The organism is Sphingobium sp. (assembly GCF_033795625.1).
In the GTDB taxonomy this organism is placed as follows: Bacteria; Pseudomonadota; Alphaproteobacteria; order Sphingomonadales; family Sphingomonadaceae; genus Sphingobium.
Map to the genome: position 1 here is coordinate 112,327 of NZ_JARYGI010000009.1, position 16,137 is coordinate 128,463.

Here is a 16,137-nt window from a genome sequence, read left to right on the forward strand (position 1 = left end):
TGGCCGCTCCCATGCTCAGCAGGTTCCGGGTCCGATGGCCGACATGGCAGCAGAGCCGGGCGCGGGCGCGGGCGCGGGCCAGATCTCGACGATGACGGTTGACGCCGCTTGCGCTCGCCGGCGGAATTATGGTGGCGACATCGCTTGGTCTGGAACCGGCAAGCGCCGCTGGAATTTTTATGCAAGGGGTTATCGCGCAAAGCGCGTATCTTCTAGTGGGGGGACTCAGACGGAGATGGATCGATGCATCAGATGAACCCCGACATGCAGGCCTGCATGGACGCCTGCCACGAGTGTCATGTGACCTGCCTGCACATGGCAATGAACCATTGCCTTGAAATGGGCGGCCAGCATGCCGCACCTGAGCATATCAAGATCATGCTCGACTGTGCGAGGATTTGCGAAGTCGCAATCGACTTCATGGCGCGCAAGTCGTCGCACCATCAGCATATCTGTCGCGAGTGCGCCGAGGTCTGCCGAGCGTGCGCCGCGAGCTGCGAATCCCTGGACGGCATGGAGGATTGCGTGGCCGCGTGCCGCAAGTGCGCCGACGCCTGCGAAAAGATGGCCGCCTAAACTTCTTCGCGCGGGGTATGCTCGCGTTCGTGCCCAGGCTCCAGGGAACGATGCGCGAGCAGTACAAGGGCTTGTGGCGAGTGTGCCGGCCGATCACGACGAGATGATGAAAGACATGCCGGCATGAAGTGATGCCAGCAGCGACTATGGAGGGGCGGTTCTGAAAAGCGCGAAACTAAGGCTGCACCTCCTCGCGAGCCGCACCCACAAATGGTTGCACTTATCATCGGTGCGCAGCTCCTCCTCTGGTTCACGAGCGGCGCGTTGATGAGCTTCTTGCCCATCGACCGCGTGCATGGCGATCACTTGGTGGAGCGCAACGCCACCACGGCCCTGCCCAGCCACCTCGCGCTCGCATCGCCATCGGCGATCACCGCCGCCACTGCCGCGCCCGTCGACCGTCACCTATCGCATGTGGCTTGGCCGAGCTGTCGCCGAAGTCGTGACGGCTGACGGCACTCGCCTGGTAGACGCGAGGACTGGCACAGCGCTGCCTGATAGTTAGTTTGGGATCTTGTCCGCGGACCTCATCAGGGCCAGCAGTCGAATTCTAGGCTGCACAAAAGGCCGAACAGAAGACTGCAACTGACCGTTGCCATAAGTTCGTTGAGCACTCGCAAAGGGGAGCCATCCACAGAAGAGATGACACTCTCGGGCCTCGGCGGCGGTCGCGGTGTTCAGTCTTCCCACAGGGGGACCAGGCTATGTCGGCGCTGGCGATGACCGATATCGACCAAACCAAGTCGGTCCCCGAAGCGCCCCGGGTTTTCAGGAGGCTCCCACTTGTGACAAGGAGCCGTTATGAGCAAGACGACGAACAAATTTTCACCCGAAGTACGGGAACGCGCGGTCCTTATGGTCGCGGAGCAGCGGGCTGAGTACGGCTCGGAATGGGAAGTGATGAAGTCGATCGCGGCGAAGATCGGCTGCTCGCTGGATGGGTTTAGTGGACGAACTGTGCTACGTACTTGTCATCATTTGGGCCTTCTCTGCAGGCATCTCGTGACGGGGGACAATCGCGCTCGCGCCTGTCGGCGGAGGCGGATTCTGGACCACGCTCCTTTTCGAAGCGCAGCACACGGCGGCGGCGCCCTGCTACCGGGCAAGCCTCGGGCGCGAGCCAGCATCGCTGCCGGACGTGGCGCGCGATCTTCGCGCCCCATCTGTCCAGGGTTGCCAGCCGTACTGACGAACGACTGGAGCCCCATCATCGGCGAAGGCCAAGTTTGGGCTCTGGGCATATTGGCGAACAGGCTTTGACCATCGAAAAGAAAGATCGCGCCGTGGGAAACTATAAGGTTCTGTGGTTGGCGCTGATCGCCGTGCTGACGGTGACTTTCGGCATATTGAGCGTGTCCGGGGTGGAGATCTATCGGAAGGCTCCGCCCATCCCAGAACAGATCGTCACCGCAACGGGCCAAGTGCTGATGACGCGCGAGGACATCCTCGACGGCCAGAGTGCCTGGCAGAGCACCGGCGGCATGCAGCTTGGCTCGATCTGGGGGCACGGCGCCTATCAGGCGCCGGACTGGTCCGCCGATTGGCTGCACCGCGAACTTGTCGCCTGGCTCGATCTTGCGGCACGGGAGACCGAAGGGAAGTCCTTCGAGGCGCTCGACGGCGAACAGAAGGCGGCGCTGACCTATCGCCTCAAGCAGGAATATCGCCACAACAGCTATGATAGGGCGAGCGGCGTGGTGACGGTGTCGAACCGCCGCGCCCAAGCGTTCGCCCAGACCGCCAGCTATTATGAGCGGCTCTACGGCTCCGATCCCACGCTGCGGCCCACCCGCGATAATTATGCGATGAAGGAAGGCACGCTGCCCGATCCGGCGCAGCGGGCGAAGCTGACCAATTTCTTCTTCTGGACGGCCTGGGCCGCATCGACCGAGCGGCCGGGCACGGTCGCGACCTATACCAACAACTGGCCGCCCGAGCCGCTGATCGGCAATTATCCGACGCCGGAAAATATCCTGTGGTCGCTCGCCTGCGTCGTCATCCTGATCGCGGGAGTGGGCGCGCTGATCTGGGGTTGGGCGTTCCTGCGCCGCCACGATGATACCCCCTTGGTCGCGGCGGCGAACGACCCGTTGCAAGTCGCCGGTCTGACGCCATCGCAAAAGGCGCTCGGCAAATATCTGTTCGTGGTGCTGGCGCTGTTCATATTCCAGGTCTTCATCGGCGCCTTCACAGCCCATTATACGATCGAGGGCCAGAGCTTTTACGGCTTGGATGTCTCGCAATATTTCCCTTACGCGCTGACCCGCACCTGGCATGTGCAGAGTGCGGTGCTGTGGATCGCGACGGCGTTCCTCGCGGCCGGCCTGTTCCTGGCCCCGGTCATCCACGGCAGCGATCCCAAATACCAGAAGCTGGGCGTCAACATCCTGTTCTGGGCGCTGATCGTCGTTGTCGCCGGATCGTTCATCGGCAATTATCTGGCGCTCTCCCATGCGCTACCGGCGAAACTCAGCTTCTGGCTGGGCCATCAGGGTTACGAGTATCTGGACCTCGGCCGGGTGTGGCAAATCGGGCTATTCGTCGGGTTGCTCCTCTGGTTGGTGCTGATGCTGCGGGGAATGGTGCCGGCATTGCGCACCAAGGGCGACGACAAGAGCCTGCTGGCGCTGCTCACCATCGCCACCATCGCGATCGGCCTGTTTTACGGCACGGGGCTGTTCTACGGCGAACGCACCAACATCACGATCATGGAATATTGGCGCTGGTGGGTCGTCCATCTGTGGGTGGAAGGCATATTCGAGGTCTTTGCGACCTCGGCCATCGCCTTTATCTTCGCAACCATGGGCCTGGTCTCGCGACGGATTGCAACGGCGGCCAGCCTGGCCTCGGCCTCGCTGTTCATGGTCGGCGGTGTGCCGGGCACTTTCCACCACATGTATTTTTCCGGCACCACCACGCCGATCATGGCGGTCGGTGCCGCGTTCAGCGCCCTGGAAGTCGTGCCGCTGATCGTGCTCGGCTATGAGGCATTCGAACATTGGAGTCTGCGCGAGCGCACGCCCTGGATGCGCGCGGTCAAGTGGCCGTTGATGTGCTTCATCGCCGTGGCGTTCTGGAACATGCTGGGCGCCGGTGTCTTCGGGTTCATGATCAACACACCGGTCGCGCTGTTCTATCTCCAAGGGCTGAACACCACGGCGGTCCACGCCCACGCCGCGCTGTTCGGGGTGTATGGCTTCCTGGCGCTCGGCTTCACCCTGCTGGTGCTGCGCTATATCCGGCCCGACATTCGGTTCAACGACCGGTTGTTGGCCACCGGCTTCTGGGGGCTCAACGCCGGGCTGGTGCTGATGATCTTCACCAGCCTGCTCCCGGTCGGGCTGTTCCAGTTCCAGGCCAGCGTCACCACCGGCATGTGGTACGCGCGCAGCGACTTCTTCCTGCAGCAAGGCTTCCTTGAAACCCTGCGCTGGGTCCGTACCTTCGGGGATGTCGTGTTCATGGTGGGCGCCATCGCTATCGCATGGCAGGTGGTGATCCTGGGTCTGTGGAGGAAGGGTGCTCGCGTATGACTAAGGCCGCCGCCAAACGGGACCGCATTGCCGAAGCGCCGATCTGGCTTCAGGGCAGTTTCCGGCTGCTGTTCACCGGCGGCGCGCTCTGGGCGCTTGTCGTCGTCGCGTTCTGGGTCGGTGCGCTGGGTGGAGCGTGGTCCGTGCCGACGGCAATGGAGCCGCTTGTCTGGCATCAGCATGAGATGCTGTTCGGCTATCTCGGCGCGGTCATCGCCGGCTTCCTGAGCGCGGCGATCCCCAACTGGACCGGGCGGCCGGTGATGACGGGCTGGCCGGTGGCGGCGTTCGTCGGCTTGTGGGCGGCCGCCCGACTCGCGGTGCTGTTCTCCGCTTATGTGCCGCCGCTCGTCGGCTCGGTGCTCGATGTCGGCTTCCTGCTCGCACTATTCGGCTATGCGGCGCGGCAGATTTTCGCGGCGCGCAACCGCAACAAGCCGATCCTGATCGTCCTCCTCCTGTTCGCCGCCGCTTGTGAGCTGGATCATGCCGCAGCGATGGGGCTAACCACCGATCCGGCGATCGGGATGCGGGCCGGCTTCGCGCTTGTCCTCATGCTGATCGCGATCATCGGCGGACGGATCATCCCGGCCTTTACCCGCAACTGGCTGAACAAGCATGGCGGCACGGACGGGTTGCCGATCATGGCCAACCGGTTCGACCATGCCGTGCTCGCGGTCACGGCGATTGCCCTGGCAGGCTGGGTGTTCGCACCGGCGGCGCATCCGGTGCCCTGGCTGCTGCTCGTCGCCGGCGCATCGCATGCCGTGCGGCAGACCCGCTGGGCCGGGCTGAGTGCGATCGGCGATCCATTGGTCTTCGTCCTGCACCTCGCCTACGCATGGTTGCCGGCGGGCCTGCTGCTGCTCGGGGCTGCTATCCTGTGGCCGGTCGTGCCCGTATCGAGCGCAATGCATGCGCTGGGCGCCGGCGCGATGGCGGGAATGACACTGGCGGTGATGACGCGGGCGACACGCGGTCATACCGGCCGCCCGTTGGAAGCGGATGGCGGCACGGTCGCCATCTATGTGCTGGTCAATCTCGGCGCGCTGCTGCGGGTCGCCGCGCCGCTGCTGCCGCTCGACTATATGCTGAGCATTCGTCTGGCCGGCGGCTTGTGGGGCGGCGCCTTCCTGCTGTTCATCTTCGTCTACGGCCGCATGGCGTTGCAACGGCCTGCCAGAGATCAAGCCTGATCACGGCGTTGGCGGCGTATCGAACAAGATCGTGAGCAGCAGCCGCGCATCTTCGATGCCTTGGACGGAGTGCTGATCGCCGCGCTCCAGATAGACCCAATCGCCAGCGCCGAGCGCAATATTCGTTGGTCCCAACGTGACCCGACCTTCCAGGCAATGCAGCGTCAGATAACCGGCAACATGATGTGGCGGTATGGTCGATCCCGCGGGAACGACGAGGTGAATGGCCTCGAACCGGTCGGATTTGACCAGCGCGGTCGTCCCGGTGGTCCCGCGCTCAGGAGCCAGCGTTGGAAGATGGACCACTTCGCCGGGCTTTGCATGCTGGAGCGCCATTCTCAGATCCTCTTTAACAGTTTTTTACGATCATATCCGACAACACGCGAACGGCGTGGAAGTCACCGGCGCCACTGAATACGCCAGCAAACATCCAAACACGCGGGAACCTGGAAGAGATAGGCCCAAACGCTCGTTACACTTGCTAACGAGGAGGCTATGGCGAAATATTCGAAAGGCGGCCATGTGATCTGAAATTTCAACCGGCTCGGAAAGACATAATTGAAGAGATGGACCGCGCGCTAGCAGCCGCCGAAAAGAACGCCTGCCGAAGCGGCGCTTCCTGAGCGTCGCAGTGATGCAGGAACGGCTCGGCGACGGCTCCACAAACCTGACGCTGATTAGGGGGACAAACTCGTCCGCAGTCCACTAACTTAACCTCGAATTGTGCCAAAAGCTCTGACGGCGGAATAAATACGAAATACGGGTCATTTGGAGGCCTCAGTGGGCTTCAAAATATAATTCGGACAACCGCAAGCAGACTCAGCGCCAATGCGACCAAGCTGGGTAATATGACCGCCGCACCGCAGACGAAGGCTAGGATGCCGACCCAATTCCCACCATGTGTGCGCGTCATCAGATTTTCCTCGATCGCATTTTTGCCAAATATCATCCCCATTCATTAACTCGCTACGATCTGGACGGTTTCGGCTCGGTCGCCTGTTCCTGGGTATTCACCATGGGCATGTCGGCATCGGCATCTATGAAGATGCGTTCTGCCGCGCCATCAAGATCGTCATACTGCCCGCTGCTCATAGACCACAGGAAGGCGCCCAAGCCTACCAAACCCATTACCAGCGCAATCGGCACTAACCAAGCGAGAGCCGTCATGCCGCGCCCCCTGTAGGAACCAGCACGCGCTCTCGACGAGCCGTATTTGGGCTGGGTTCACTCTGAGAAGGGACGCGCAGAGCATTTGCCACTACTGAAATGGAGGATAGCGACATTGCGATTGCCGCGAGCAAAGGACTGACATGACCCGTGACGGCCATCGGCAACACCACTAAGTTGTATCCGACTGAAAAAACGAGGTTCTGCCGGACAAGCCTACGGGCAGCGCGGGAAACCCGGAGGGCTTGCGGAATAGCTGTGAGATCCTGTCCGAAAAACACGATATCGGCGGCAGCGCGGCCGATATCGGCGGCATTGGACGGTGCCATGGAAACATGCGCGGCGGAGAGAGCTGGTCCGTCGTTCAATCCATCGCCCACCATCAAGGTCTTGCACTGCTTATCGGCGAGCGCTTCGAGACGCTGCACTTTCTGCTGAGGCAGGAGGCCGGCGCGAAATTCCGCGATACCGATCGAGCCCGCCACCGCCGATACCGCTCCCGGGTCATCACCCGAAAGCAACTCCACTTCCAGACCAAGTTCCCTCACCTGACGCACCGCATCTCGCGCGCTGGCCTTCTCGCGGTCGGAAAAGCGAAAATGGCCTGCCAGTTCGCCATCAACTGAAAAGACCGTGTGGAGGCTGTCGATATCGCCATTGGTGCTCAGCGCCCAATCGGATCGGCCTATTCTGAATACATGGCCGGCACGGCGCGCTTCTAACCCCTTTCCCGGAAGCTCGGAAAAGCTTTCCAGGTTGACGCCTGAACGGCCCTCGCCACTTGCTGCGATGGCGCGCGCCACAGGGTGGTCGGATCGCGACGCCATGGCCAAGGCGACCTCGCGGTAGCGCTTGTCGATATCGGCTTCGGTTACGCGCAGATCGCCGATGGTCAGCGTGCCCGTCTTATCAAAAACGACAATATCGACCTCAGCCAAGCGTTCGAGCGCGCTTCCGTCCTTCAGGGCGATACCGCGCTCGAACAAGCGCTTCGCCGCAACGAGTTGCACCATGGGAATGGCCAAGCCTAATGCGCACGGGCAGGTGATGATGAGCACAGAAATCGCGATCGTGAGTGACCGATGCCAATCGCCGGTCGACAGAAACCACCCGACAAAGGTGGCGACGGCCAGCGAATGGATGATCGGTGAATAATAGGTCGCCACGCGATCCGCCAAGCGCCGGTAGCGTGCGCGGCCCTGCTCGGCGGCCTCCATCATCAGGACCATTTCCGCGAGAAAGGACTGCGCGCTCGTGCTGGTGACGCGGACTTCCAACGAGCCATTGAGATTGAGCATGCCGGACAGAAGCTTGCTGCCAGCCATTACGGGCGTCGGCATCGCCTCGCCCGTTACAGCGGCAGTGTCGACATCGCCCTCTCCGGCAATGACGACTCCGTCGAGCGGCACGCGTTCTCCCGGCGCGACGACGATGGCATCGCCCACCGCGATGCTGTCGAGCGCCACGAATGTGCGTGCACCATCCTCGGCGATGACCTTCGCGCCCGCAGGCATCATTTTCGCGAGGCCGAGCACTGCGGAACGCGCCTTGTCGCGCATCAGATAATCAAGCGTTCGTCCGATCAGCAAAAAGAAGATCAGCGTGACGACAGCGTCGAAATAGGCATGCGGGCCGGAATGCAATGTGTCGAAGATACTCAAGCCAAGCGCGAGGAGAATGCCGATCGAGATGGGCACGTCCATGTTGGTGCGACCTGCACGCAAGGCGGACCATGCCGATTGAAAGAAGATGCGCCCCGAATAGGCTACCGTCGGAATCGCCAGCAGCGCCGATATCGCATGGAAGAGATGGCGCGTACTTGCGTCAGCGCCTGACCATACCGACACCGAGAGCAGCATGATGTTCATCGCCGCAAATCCCGAGACCGCCATGGCAACGATCAACCTGCGTCTTTCGCGATCCGGCTGGCCCTCGAGATTGTTCAGCAGATTCGCTTCGAAGCCGGCTTTGGACAAGCTTTCGAGCAGCGGGGGGGCAGTCCCCGTCCTTTTCCACGTAACCGTAGCCCGCCGCGTCGAAAGGTTGACGCGTGCCGACACCACCCCATCGAGCTGAGCCAAGGTCCGCTCGATCTTCGCCATGCACCCGCCGCAGTGCGCGGTAGGTACCGACAATTGGGTCTGAAGGAGGCCATCATCCAGCACTCTGCTGGCGAGGATGAGTTCATCGACCGACTGGCGGGCCGGTGTTCGTCGCAACGCGATATCGTTCAAAGCGGCACGCGATGCCATTCCTAGGCGTCCGCTTCGGCGACCCCACGATAGGCATGCCAGGTGGCATGACCCAGCCATGGGAAAATAAGGATGAGCCCGAGAAGTCCTGTTGCCGCGCAAAGAATGAAAAGCGCCAGAACGATTCCTCCCCACACGATCATCGGCGCAAGGTTGTTCCATACGAGCGCCATGCTGGTCCCCATCGCCGTGAGCGCATCGACCTTTCGGTCCAGCAACATCGGAATCGCGAAAACACTGATCGCGAAGGCGAAGGAAGCGAACAATCCACCGACTGCCGTACCGACACCAAGGATGATCCAGCCCACGGGATCGGCCAGGAGGAAAGCCGTAATATGCGAAATGCCGGGGAACGGGCGGACGCCGAAGAATAGGGCATAGATGAGGACTGCCGAGCGAATCCATAAAAGCATGAGAAGACTGAGCAGCAACCCGGTGAAATAGACCTGTGGGCCCGCTGCGGGTTTCACGAAAAGCATGCCGCGCAGGCCGATTGTCTCGCCCTGCTCACGAGCCCGGCTCTTTTCATAGAGTCCTACGGCGAGCAGCGGGGCGACGATCATGAAGCCGGCGAGCGCGGGAAAAAGAATATAGTCTCGCCCGTACAGGGCGAGGATCGCGACCGCGGCGACCGACAGGACAAAGGTGCCCAGACCGTAAAGAAGGCTCGGCACCGGTCGATCCATTAGGTCGCGCCAACCCGCTCCAAGCCAGCGCAAGCCAACGAGCGGCGGGAGGTGGCGCTGAAGCCGGGCGTTCCTGGTTTCATCGATTCCCGACGTTTCGGTCAGCAATCCGTAAGAGGCGCTCTCCTCAGTCATGTCCAGCAACCTTTCAGCATGCCGATTTCGCCGCGCGATACTGGCCGCTCTCGCTCGCTCGCTCCTTCAAATGCCCAACGCAATTGGGCTGCGATTGGAACGCGACGTAAATCAAATGCGCATTGGCGAGAACGAACAGGAGCAGCCCGGCCGCTACGAAGCTCCAAACAATCCATCGCGATCTGCTTCGCGTCACATTCATGGCGCGGGCGAGCTCAGTGAGTGAACATAGAGCGCCAAAATCTTGATATCGGCGGCGCTCAGTCGTTCATCCCAGGTCGGCATATGGCCTTGGCGACCGCCATGCACAGTCTCGACAATCTGATCAAGGTCGCCCCCATAGATCCAGCGCGTGTCCGATAGATTGGGCGCGCCGACATCGCGTTTGCCGCGCGCATCTTCGCCATGGCAAATCGCGCAATTCGACATGAACACCTCGCGCCCCGACAAAACCGAGGCACGGTTGGCCGCCGTCACGAATTTGGGATGCGACAAGGAATAGATGTAATTGGCCGCCAGACTGACCTGATCGGCGTCGAGAATGCCATCCCGACCAAAAGAAGGCATCTGCGAGTTCCGACCCTGCGGATGCTGTTCATTGACCCCGACGCGCATAGTCTGCGCGATTGTTTCAAGATCACCGCCCCAGATCCAGTCATCATCAGTCAGATCGGGATAGCCATAACCGCCCTTGGCATTGATGCCGTGGCAGGCGGCACAATTATCACCGAAAAGCCGGTGACCGGTGCTGCGCACGATCGACATGAGCTGCGGGTCGGCCGCGATCTGTTCGAGATTCTCGCTTTCGATCCGCTTCATCCAGGCCGCGCGTCCCGCCTGCGCATCGACCAAATGCTTCTCGACCGAAGTGCGTTGGTCCGTGTTGAGAATGCCCTTGGTGTAAGTATGGCCCACCGGCCAGGTCGGCATGAGGATCCACCAGGCAAAGGCGAAAAGATGGGTGACAATCAGAAAGATCAACACGCCTTTGGGGACTGGCGTATCAAGCTCCTTGATGCCGTTCCAAACATGGCCGGTCGTCTCGCGGCCGCTGACGGGATCGCGTTCTACGTCCACGGCTTGTCATCCTGATCGAGAACGCTTTGCTTGGCTTTGTCGAACTTCTTTCGGTTGGAAGGACGAAACGTGTAGATGAGCACGCCGATCATCAGCCCGATGAGGTAGAACAGCCCCCAGCTTTTCGAGAATGCGACGAGAGCGTCGTGGCTTAAATCCATGGGTCTCTCCTCATCTCATTTCACCGGCCCAGGTGGCTTTTGCGGCGCTGCCGTATTCTTATACGGCGCATCGGTCAGCCGTCCCAAAACCTGGAGATAAGCCACCAAAGCGTCCATTTCGGTGACTTCGGTCGCCACGTCGTCGAACACGCGCACTTGCGTTTCTTTGCCGTAGCGATCCGCAACACCGGACGACGTCGAGCTTTCCGGCGTCGCTTGGTCGTAAGCATCGATGCTGGCGTTTTCGATCATCGCGTCGGTGTAGGGAACGCCGGCAGCGCGCAGGGCTTTCAGATGCAAAGGCAGATCATCGACCCGCAGTGCGGTGCGCGCCAGCCAGGAATAGGCGGGCATGTTTGAATCGGGCACGACCTCGCGCGGATTGGTCAGATGGGCGACGTGCCAGAAATCCGAATATTTGCCGCCGATGCGGGCAAGATCCGGGCCGGTTCGCTTCGAGCCCCAGAGCATCGGATGGTCATACTTGGACTCGACCGCCAGAGAATAAGGCCCGTAGCGCTCGACCTCATCCTGCAAGGTGCGGATCATCTGGCTGTGGCAGGCATAGCAGCCCTCGCGAACGTAGATATTCCGACCTGCCAGTTCGAGTGGTGTGTAGAGCCGCATGTCAGGCGCCTTCTCCACTGTCTCATCGATCGTGAAGAGTGGGGCTATTTCGACAAGGCCGCCGACACTGGCAGCCGCGACAATTGCGAGCACGAAGCCGATGGTGCTCCGCTCAAGCTTGCGATGAAAGAGTTCCGCCATTGCTCAGCCCCTCACCACCGCGGTGGTGACGTTCAAAGGAACGTCGCCTTCTATCGCCGCGCTGGATGGCGATGCGCGAATGGTCCTCCACATATTGTAAGAGCCGATCACTGCTCCGATCAGGAACAACAGGCCGCCGAAGGTACGCGCGATGTAATAGGGATACATCGCGCGCAGCGAGTCGAGGAACGAATAGGCGAGCGTGCCTTCCTCCGTATAGGTCCGCCACATAAGGCCCTGGATAATGCCGGAATTCCACATTGCGAAAATGTAGACAAGTGTCCCGGCCAGAGCGAGCCAGAAATGCCACTCGACCAGCGCCGACGAATACATCTTCTCGCGCTTCCAGAGTGACGGCACCAGCGTATAGAATGAGCCGAAGGTAATGAGCGCGACCCATCCGAGTGCGCCTGCATGAACGTGGCCCACGGTCCAATCGGTATAATGCGAGAGAGAATTGACCGGGCGGATCGCCAGGAAGGATCCTTCGAAGGTAGAAATGCCGTAGAACACGGCTGCGACCATCATGAAGCGCAGCGTGGCATCGTCACGCACGCAGTGCCATGCGCCGTTCAACGTCAGCAAGGCATTCCCGGCCGAGGCCCAGGACGGAACGAGAAGCATGACCGAGAAGGTCATCCCCAGCGTCTGGACCCAATGCGGCAGCGCCGTATAGTGAAGATGATGCGAGCCGGCCCACATGTAGAAAAATGTGATGCCCCAGAAGCTCAGGATCGACAGCCGATACGAGAAGATCGGCCGCTGCGCCCGTATCGGCAGATAATAATAGAGCATCCCCAGGAAGCCGGCCGTGAGGAAGAAGGCGACGGCATTGTGGCCATACCACCACTGCACCATCGCGTCCTGCACGCCCGACCAGATCGTATAGCTTTTGGCGTGCCCCAGCGAGACGGGGACAGCGAGATTATTGATGATATGCAGAATTGCGACGACGAGGATGAAGGCCATGAAATACCAGTTGGCCACATAGATGTGGGGTTCTTTGCGGCGCGCCAGCGTCCTGATGTAGAGGACGAAATAGGTCACCCAGACGATCACCAGCCAGATGTCCGCATACCATTCGGCTTCGGCATATTCCTTCGATTGGGTGACACCAAGCAGATATCCGCTGGCGGCCAGGATGCAGAACAGATTGTAGCCGACAAGGACAAACCAGGGGGAAAGCTGATCGGGGAGCCGGGCACGCGAGGTCCGCTGCACGACATGAAACGAGGTGGCGATGAGCGCGTTGCCGCCAAATCCAAAGATCACACCGCTCGTGTGAACCGGTCGCAGGCGGCCGAAGCTCGCCCAGGCGCTATCGAATGTCAGATCGGGAAACGCGAGCAGGGCTGCCACCCATACTCCCACGAACATGGCGACCACTGCCCAGGCCATGCTCGCGATAATGCCGGCCTTGATCGGGTCGTCATAATAGCTTTCGAGGCGGGATTTTGGCGGCTCCGGCTCCCATAAGTCTCGGATTACAACAACTGCGCAAATGGCGCCGAAGATCAGGATCAGCCATCCGTGAACTTCTATCGTGTCCTGGGTGCCTGCGGCGGCGAGGACCAAACCGCAAAAGGCGACAGCAACAGAAATTGCGAGCGCGATCTGCCGCTCGGCCTCGGTCAAACTTTTAACCATGCCCGATCAATATCCCCCTTTGGTCGCTGCCACGCGGCTTTTTTTCAGCGCAGCACTGACTCCGGGGAGCGGGCCACGGAACTTGCGCATAAGCTGCAACACCTTAGTCCGCTCCGGGTTCCCGCCACGCCCGCTTTCCGACAAGTCATACGGCACAATTGGGGTCACCAATCAATGCCCTCACAACAATCCGTGACTGCCTGCCACGGCGCCGAGAAGCGTGATCACCGCAAACCCCAGAAGCCCGCGATGAACGACCTCCATGCGATCGAAGTCGGCGGCGGGCTGCGATGAATCCTCCATGCGTCGATGAAGAAATAACGGCTCAATCACGAACAGCATGGCAGCGAAAATCGCCCAGAGGCCAACCATCGCATGCATCCACCAGAAACGCAGGTCGGCGAACCGATCCCACATCTGCCCGCGCTCAACCATCCAAAAGCCGCTGACGCCGGCAAGCAGCACCCAGATGCGCGCTTGCGCCGCGAAACGGCCTTCGAGCTTGTGGAAAGCCGCGAGCCTGTCAGCTGGCGGATGCGCGGCGCGAATGGACGGCATCACCACGAGTGTCACAAACGCCACGCCGCCGATCCAGAGCAGAACCGCGAGAACATGGATCGCCCGAGCTATGGTGATGTCGTCCATAACGTCTCCCGTCAGGCTGCCAGAAGTTCGTCCGCCGGGCCGAAGAACTCGTAGTGAATTCGGTCGGACGGCACACCGGCGAGCGACAAGGTCGAAACCGCGTGACGCAGGAACGGGCGCGGTCCGCAAATATAGTAGTCGGCCTCACCGACCGGCGTGTTGGCGACGAGCCACTCATCGGTGATGATGCCGGAGACATCATAGTCCTGGCCCTGCGCTTCGCCTTCCAGCGGAGTTTGATGGAAATCGGTAACCGACACCGCGCTGCCCTGCCCAGCTACGGTGCGGACATGATCGCGCATCGCATGCGTGTCGCGATCATGGGTTCCGTGAATATAGTGAACGGGCACATCGGCGCCGCTCTGCGCAAGCGCCTCGAGCATCGCCACCATTGGCGTCAGGCCCACACCGCCGGAGAGGAGGACCACGGGACGTTCGACGTGCTCGGAAAGGAAGAACTCGCCCGCCGGCGCGGCGACCTTCAACACGGTTCCGGGCTTCACCTCGTCATGAAGCCATCCCGAAGCCAGGCCCTGCGATTCGCGTTTCACCGAAATGCGATAGGTTTCGCCATTGGCAGCCGCCGAAATCGAGTAGTTGCGCTTGACCGGCGGATGACCGGGAATCTCCAGCCAGAAAGTCAGATACTGCCCCGGCTTGTGCTGCATGACGGGTCCGCCATCGACCGGGCGGAGAATGTAGGAATTGATGACGCTGCTCTCGCGCAAGACGTCTTCGACGCGGAAGTCACGCCAGCCATTCCATCCGCCCGCCGCGTCCTTCTGCTCTGTGTAGACCCGCTGCTCGCGTGCGATCAGGATATTGGCGAGGAACCAGTAGGCCTCGCCCCATGCCGCAAGGATTTCCTCCGTTGCTGCATCTCCCAGCACCGCCTTGATCGCGCCAAGGAGCGCCTCGGCAACGTGCGGATAGTGCTCGGGCAAAATCTGAAGGCCCACATGCTTTTGCGCGATCCGCTCAACAGCAGGCGCAAGCGCACCGAGATTTTCAATATTGCTGGCATAGGCGAGAATGGCGCCCGTGAGCGCACGCGGCTGCGATCCGGAGTCGCCATGATGCGACTGATTGAAAAGGTCGCGGATTTCCGGGTTCTGGAACATCCGGGAATACATTTCGTGTACGATGTCCAGACCATGCGCTTCCAGCGCGGGAACGGTCGCCTTGACGAGCGCGATCGTCTGATCGCTAAGAGGTTGCGACATGAACTTCTCCTTCTGAAATGCGTTGAAATTTCCGGCAATGTCAGCGCGCGGGCGGCTGATCGTAGAAATCGACCTGCATCTTCATTGACCCCATCGGCGTCACGAAATGCGGCTGCTGCGGCAGAACCAATCCTGGCTGGTTCGGTGTCAGCACGATCTCCGAAGGCGGATCGAGATAGGTGAGCTTAAGCTCGCCTTCCAAAACGCGGATCAGGCCCCAGACACCGGCCTTGGTATCGTGTCGCGCCCGCAAGGCAGCCGGTAGTGTATCCTGATCAAACACCGGTGTGGAACGATAGGGAAGGATGTCAGGCATGGCTTTGCACTCTCCGCCTTGGGCAATCCAGCGTATCGGAATTGATTGCCGAGCCTTCCGCGCGTTGCCGATCGAGCCGAAAAAACACGGCGAGCTGCAGGCTTTCGGCGATCCGCTTCGCTTTGGGGTCCGGTGAGAGAATGTTCGAAAACGTACGCTAAGGGATCAGAGCGATTGCAGGGTGTGGAGCAGTTGGTATGAGGCCCGTTTGATTGCGCCATCGTAGCGGCCGAACGCGAACGCTGTCGCTTTCGCCTGTCTTTGGATCATGTCGGGATGCCGTTCGAAGGCTCGATCTACTGCAGCAAGCACATCGTCGGCACCTGATGCGACCTCTCCCAGATGCCAACCAGCGTACCTTGGATCGTCCTGCCAGTTAGCGCCATGCGCATTCACGAAAGCGACGGGCCGCGGCTTAGCGAGGAATTCGTAAAGCTGGCTCGACATGTCGCCCAGATAGATGTCGGCGGCCCGCGCATAGCTCATGTCGAACAGCTTGGGAGAATCCAGATCGACCGCGATGTGCTCTGGCACGGCAAGTTCCAGCCACCGCGCTCGCGCGATCGGATCGAGGTTTTCGAACGCGCGGACATGAGGGGCGAAGACCAAGTTGTACCGCTCCTGTTGGCGGAAACGGGCGATGACATCGCGAGCGATCCCGATCGAGGACAGCGCAGGATCAAAATGAGGGTTGTAGAAGACGGTCGGGCGATCGTTGTCGAACAATCGCGGTCCGGTGGGCAAGGCCTGCAAAT

General features: G+C 60.8%; 15 protein-coding genes and 2 pseudogenes. 5 read left to right on the plus strand and 12 right to left on the minus strand.

The window, feature by feature from the left end:
• Positions 1 to 252 precede the first annotated feature (252 nt).
• From QHC67_RS06885 to QHC67_RS06905, 5 genes and pseudogenes are all read left to right on the plus strand, one after another.
• On the plus strand, positions 253 to 576 hold the full coding sequence (locus tag QHC67_RS06885; protein WP_235218991.1) for a four-helix bundle copper-binding protein: 324 nt from the start codon (positions 253 to 255) through the stop codon (positions 574 to 576).
• Positions 577 to 786: 210 nt separating this feature from the next.
• The gene (locus QHC67_RS06890; RefSeq protein ID WP_024018157.1) at positions 787 to 1,029 is read left to right on the plus strand and encodes a hypothetical protein; all 243 of its coding nucleotides are present in this window, start codon (positions 787 to 789) and stop codon (positions 1,027 to 1,029) included.
• A 348-nt stretch (positions 1,030 to 1,377) separates the two neighbouring features.
• Positions 1,378 to 1,509: pseudogene (locus QHC67_RS06895) on the plus strand (IS3 family transposase); the annotation flags it as partial.
• Between the two features lie 323 nt (positions 1,510 to 1,832).
• Positions 1,833 to 4,109 carry a nitric-oxide reductase large subunit gene (locus QHC67_RS06900; RefSeq protein WP_024018156.1) on the plus strand — a complete coding sequence of 759 codons (2,277 nt, stop codon included), beginning with the start codon at positions 1,833 to 1,835 and terminating at the stop codon, positions 4,107 to 4,109.
• Positions 4,106 to 5,305, plus strand: coding sequence for an NnrS family protein (locus QHC67_RS06905; RefSeq protein WP_024018155.1), 1,200 nt, complete (start codon positions 4,106 to 4,108; stop codon positions 5,303 to 5,305). The genes QHC67_RS06900 and QHC67_RS06905 overlap by 4 nt, the downstream gene beginning before the upstream one ends.
• On the opposite strand, the gene QHC67_RS06910 is transcribed toward QHC67_RS06905, so the two are convergent.
• The 12 genes and pseudogenes from QHC67_RS06910 to QHC67_RS06965 all read right to left on the minus strand — a co-directional run.
• Positions 5,306 to 5,641 carry a cupin gene (locus QHC67_RS06910; RefSeq protein WP_024018154.1) on the minus strand — a complete coding sequence of 112 codons (336 nt, stop codon included), beginning with the start codon at positions 5,639 to 5,641 and terminating at the stop codon, positions 5,306 to 5,308.
• A gap of 630 nt (positions 5,642 to 6,271) precedes the next feature.
• Positions 6,272 to 6,472, minus strand: a complete 201-nt coding sequence (ccoS, locus tag QHC67_RS06915) for a cbb3-type cytochrome oxidase assembly protein CcoS (RefSeq protein ID WP_024018152.1) — start codon at positions 6,470 to 6,472, stop codon at positions 6,272 to 6,274.
• A complete protein-coding gene (locus QHC67_RS06920; protein WP_024018151.1) occupies positions 6,469 to 8,724 on the minus strand; it encodes a heavy metal translocating P-type ATPase in 2,256 nt (751 codons plus the stop codon). The genes ccoS and QHC67_RS06920 overlap by 4 nt, the downstream gene beginning before the upstream one ends.
• Positions 8,725 to 8,726: 2 nt before the next feature.
• A complete protein-coding gene (locus tag QHC67_RS06925) occupies positions 8,727 to 9,545 on the minus strand; it encodes a DUF2189 domain-containing protein (RefSeq protein WP_031308570.1) in 819 nt (272 codons plus the stop codon).
• 198 nt (positions 9,546 to 9,743) lie between these two features.
• Complete coding sequence (ccoP, locus tag QHC67_RS06930; protein WP_024018149.1) at positions 9,744 to 10,622, minus strand: cytochrome-c oxidase, cbb3-type subunit III; 879 nt, start codon at positions 10,620 to 10,622, stop codon at positions 9,744 to 9,746.
• Positions 10,613 to 10,783 (minus strand): cbb3-type cytochrome c oxidase subunit 3, encoded by a 171-nt coding sequence (locus QHC67_RS06935; RefSeq protein WP_024018148.1) that lies wholly within the window; start codon positions 10,781 to 10,783, stop codon positions 10,613 to 10,615. The genes ccoP and QHC67_RS06935 overlap by 10 nt, the downstream gene beginning before the upstream one ends.
• Before the next feature lie 15 nt (positions 10,784 to 10,798).
• Positions 10,799 to 11,551 carry a cytochrome-c oxidase, cbb3-type subunit II gene (gene ccoO / locus QHC67_RS06940; RefSeq protein WP_024018147.1) on the minus strand — a complete coding sequence of 251 codons (753 nt, stop codon included), beginning with the start codon at positions 11,549 to 11,551 and terminating at the stop codon, positions 10,799 to 10,801.
• Positions 11,552 to 11,554: 3 nt separating this feature from the next.
• A complete protein-coding gene (gene ccoN, locus QHC67_RS06945) occupies positions 11,555 to 13,198 on the minus strand; it encodes a cytochrome-c oxidase, cbb3-type subunit I (protein WP_024018146.1) in 1,644 nt (547 codons plus the stop codon).
• A 180-nt stretch (positions 13,199 to 13,378) separates the two neighbouring features.
• Positions 13,379 to 13,843 (minus strand): hypothetical protein, encoded by a 465-nt coding sequence (locus QHC67_RS06950; RefSeq protein WP_024018145.1) that lies wholly within the window; start codon positions 13,841 to 13,843, stop codon positions 13,379 to 13,381.
• Between the two features lie 11 nt (positions 13,844 to 13,854).
• Complete coding sequence (gene hmpA / locus QHC67_RS06955; RefSeq protein ID WP_024018144.1) at positions 13,855 to 15,066, minus strand: NO-inducible flavohemoprotein; 1,212 nt, start codon at positions 15,064 to 15,066, stop codon at positions 13,855 to 13,857.
• Positions 15,067 to 15,106: 40 nt separating this feature from the next.
• Entirely contained in the window at positions 15,107 to 15,382 is a 276-nt protein-coding gene (locus QHC67_RS06960) for a DUF1971 domain-containing protein (RefSeq protein ID WP_031308569.1), read from the minus strand.
• A gap of 165 nt (positions 15,383 to 15,547) precedes the next feature.
• Positions 15,548 to 16,137: pseudogene (locus QHC67_RS06965) on the minus strand (hypothetical protein); the annotation flags it as partial.